This is a genomic window from Pseudomonadota bacterium (genome assembly GCA_026388215.1).
Taxonomy (GTDB): domain Bacteria; phylum Desulfobacterota; class Syntrophorhabdia; order Syntrophorhabdales; family Syntrophorhabdaceae; genus JAPLKF01.
The window spans coordinates 1-3,444 of record JAPLKF010000158.1 but is presented as its reverse complement, the minus strand read 5'-3'; the positions used below and the strand labels follow the sequence as shown (position 1 = coordinate 3,444).

Here is a 3,444-nt window from a genome sequence, read left to right as displayed (position 1 = left end):
CAGGGCACCTTCGTACAGAAGCTTCTCCTTAAGTTCCTTTAATTCCATGTCGAAAGCTTTGTAAATATGGCCTTCCATCATTAAACCCCCCTTAGGCTTTATAATGAAAGATTATAGTAATTTTTTAATGCTATTACAAATCTTATTTTATTTAAGGATTCGAGGGTTCAAGGGTTCAAGTTGATTAATCACTCGAATTCTTGAAGCACGGTCTTTTCACTATTACTGGAGCTTGCGTCGCCCCCTCCTTAAGGCAAAGCCCGCAGAGCCTCCCCCTCTCGCTCACGGTGTTCGCTGTATAGATTCCAACGGGCGGCGCAAGGCAAGCAGAGGACCACGCTTTCAAGCGTGGGTGAATGTATTATTATTCACGCAATGCGTGTATGTATTAGTGCCACGGGCTTGCCCGTGGGAATCTACTCATAGTTAGCTGTTTACTGTTTTTTTTAAAATGATGTTGATAAAATGTAGGTTTTAGGATAGATTTTAAACAATTTATCGATATGAAAGAAGATATACAGTTAAAGTTAGCAAAAGGTACACCGTATTATGGGCTTCTCGGTATTGAAGTGGTTGAAATCAGCAAAGGTTTTGCAAAACTTAAACTTGATTTTAAAAATTCTCTCACACACCCATTTGGTTACTTACACGGGGGTGCTATAGCGAGTCTTGCAGATTCAGCCGGTATAAATTCTATATTGACCACAACTAATGATAATGAGAGGGCGCTAACGCTTGAAATGAAGGTAAATTACCTTGTGCCGGTTAAGGATGCTGTCGTTTACGCTGAAGGGAAAGTAATCCACAAGGGAAAAAAATTTGCAGTATCTGATGTAGATGTAAAGAGTGTCGATGGGGAATTGATTGCTAAGGCTATTGTAACATGTTCGATTTTTTAAAGTGTTGAAAGTCAGTGGTCAAGTCCCGCCAATGGCGGGATTGAATCCTCGAATCCTCAAACAGATGAGGGTAATCACGGATAACTAATATGGTTAAGAGGAGAGATAGTGTTTTGAAAAAGAGATTGCAGTCTTATTTAATCTTGCTGGTAATATTCTCTGCCCTTCTCATGGTTTTTGGTTTTTATATCTATGTGATAAATGACATTCCATCGGTAAGGGTTCTTAAAAATTTAGAGAATAAACCTGTGAGTAGTATATATGGTGTGAATGATCAACTGGCCTATCTCCTTGTCCCTGATAACAGGATTTTTGTGCAGTATAATAAGATTCCAAAGTATGTGAGAGATGCATTTTTAGCTGCAGAGGATGCCGATTTTTTTAAACATGGGGCTGTTGACCCATTAAGCATTTTAAGGGCCCTATGGAAAAATATCGTCTATGGGAAGGTAGTTCAGGGGGGGAGCACGATTACCCAGCAGGTAATTAAATCGCTCATTTTAGGTCCAGAAAGAAGCATATTGAGGAAAACAAGAGAGGCAATTCTTGCCTATAGATTGGAACATTATCTGTCAAAAAAGGAGATTTTAAATCTCTATTTGAACAATATTTATATGGGGCATGGGGTGTATGGTGTAGAAGCAGCGGCGCAGGTATATTTTGGAAAACATGCCTGGGAAATATCAAGAGCAGAAGCAGCCCTTCTTGCAGGGATTGTTCAGGCGCCATCAAGGTATACACCAAAAAGGCATCTTGGTAATGCAAGGCTCAGGCAAGAATATGTAATAGCCCAGATGCATGAGAAAGGTTTTATAGATGAGAAAAGAAAAAAGGAAATGTTGAAAGAGAGAATAAATATCAGAGAAGACAACGGTGTATTTGCTGATAGTTATTTCAAGGATTTTGTATTCCGGTATATCGAAGATAAGTATGGAAAGGGGGTTTTGTCGAATAGAGGGTTAAAGATTTATGCAACGGTTGATCCCGGGCTCCAGAGGTTAGGCGAAGAAGCGATAAGAAGGGGTTTAACCCTCTATGAACAGAGAAATGGACAATATGTTGTTTTGTACCGTTTAGAGAAAAGGAAATGGGATGATTTTATAAAGGCGGAGGACAGGGATTTAAAGCTTTCAGGTCTCAAGGTTGGAAAGACATATAATCTCTTAATATCTGAAAGAATAAAAGATGGTTACTCGATTTTTGCAGGTAAGGAAAAGGGGATACTTACAATCAATGCCTTTCCTTTTAAACCGGGAGATGTTGTAAAAGGTATATACGGGGGCATGGACAAAAGGAGGCTAAATCTGTTTCAACCTGTGAGGAGCTTGAAGGTTGAAGGTGCATTAATATGTATGGATGTTGATACAGGGTATGTGTATGCCATGGTCGGGGGAAGGGATTTTGAAAAAAGCCCGTACAACAGAGCAGTGTCAGCAAAGATACAGTCCGGGAGTGCCTTTAAGCCCTTTATATACCTTGCTGCTTTAAAAAAAGGCTATAACCTTGACTCTGTAATAATAGATGAACCTAAGGAATACTTGGTGGGTTTGGGAAAGACATGGACACCAAAAAATTACGATAATAAATATGAAGGGCAGATAACAATAAAGGATGCTGTTGCGTATTCCAAAAATGCAGCTACAGTGAGGCTGCTTGAAGAGATAGGCGTAAGTGCTGTGAAAGAAAGCATGGAAGAACTTGGCATAAATGCAGAACTGGAAAATAATCTTTCCATTGCCCTCGGGACATCGAATCTAACCCTTCTTGACCTTGTGAAGGGGTTTTCTGTCTTTGCAAATGGTGGGAGCAGGGTAAAACCTATCTTTGTCAGGAAGGTGACAGATGGAGAAGGGAATGTGATTGAAGAAAGCGGGGTTGAAAAGCAGAGGGCTATATCTGAGGAAATTGCTTCCAAAATGAATATGCTCCTGAAGGGACCGGTTGAATATGGGACAGCAAAGGGTGCTTCGAAATTGGGTTATCCTGTTGCAGGCAAGACCGGTACGACAAGTAACTATTACGATGCCCTCTTTATCGGCTATTCCCCTCACATAGCTACAGGTGTCTGGGTTGGATTTGATTCAAGAACGTCTCTCGGAAAAGGGGAAAGCGGTGCCAGGGTCTGTTTACCTATATGGATGAACTTTATGGGGTCTGCTTTAAAACGTTATCCACCAGATGATTTCAGCGGGCAATCCTCTTCAGAAACCTGGCCACGCATCTATTAGGACATCATCAGTAATCCCTCCTAAAGCCACGATTCCATCGGTCTCTCCTCTTAGTAAAAGCTCCGTGACTTTATTGCTTGCCTCAATAGTCATAGCTTTTTTTAGTTCAGAAGGGATAATATCTCCCTCAAAAGGCGGGGATGTCCCCCATACTTATGTCCATCATTACAGATTTTTGTCCTCGTGCTTCAATCCTCTCTTTTAGATACATTAACTGTTGTCCCTTTGTATCAAGGATCCCGAGTATGACTATCTTTTTCATTGGATACTCCCCCAGCTGATTTAATTACTGAATTTCGAGTCTATTACTGGGGCTT

Annotated in this window: 3 protein-coding genes; 2 read left to right on the top strand and 1 reads right to left on the bottom strand. The window is 40.7% G+C overall.

The annotated features are described in order from the left end of the window. Positions 1-503 precede the first annotated feature (503 nt). Complete coding sequence (locus NTU69_09060) at positions 504-899, top strand: PaaI family thioesterase (GenBank protein MCX5803657.1); 396 nt, start codon at positions 504-506, stop codon at positions 897-899. Positions 900-1,012: 113 nt separating this feature from the next. After that, positions 1,013-3,127, top strand: a complete 2,115-nt coding sequence (locus NTU69_09055; protein MCX5803656.1) for a PBP1A family penicillin-binding protein — start codon at positions 1,013-1,015, stop codon at positions 3,125-3,127. 127 nt (positions 3,128-3,254) lie between these two features. On the opposite strand, the gene NTU69_09050 is transcribed toward NTU69_09055, so the two are convergent. Further along, complete coding sequence (locus tag NTU69_09050) at positions 3,255-3,389, bottom strand: Tm-1-like ATP-binding domain-containing protein (GenBank protein MCX5803655.1); 135 nt, start codon at positions 3,387-3,389, stop codon at positions 3,255-3,257. Positions 3,390-3,444: the final 55 nt, after the last annotated feature.